Genomic DNA, 261 nt, shown 5'->3' with positions numbered 1-261 from the left:
CTGGATATTTGGATTTGAACTGACGTAGCAGCTTTTTGACACTGACCTTAGACGAGGGAATACGTCCATAATGAACTGGTGTCGCTCCACGCTGCTCTTCACAATAGGCAACCTCGTGAAACTCCTTGTGCGTATCCAATCCGATAAAAATCATGCTATGTTTGTTCATGCTAGCCTCCAAATTGATTTAGTATTGAACAAACTAATTATGGCACTGGCTTTTTGAGCTAACCCACGAAAATGCGGAGGCTAGCATTTCTC

1 pseudogene is annotated in these 261 nt (G+C 42.9%); it reads right to left on the bottom strand.

Annotation, left to right across the window (positions count from 1 at the left end):
* Positions 1–169 (bottom strand): annotated as a pseudogene (locus ACTRWF_RS19750) (IS110 family transposase); the annotation flags it as partial.
* Positions 170–261 lie beyond the last annotated feature (92 nt).

It is taken from the genome of Alteromonas sp. G5_S2_22_S1 (assembly GCF_054968525.1).
The sequence above is the reverse complement of the archived record's forward strand: the minus strand, read 5'-3'. Positions and strand labels throughout refer to the sequence as shown.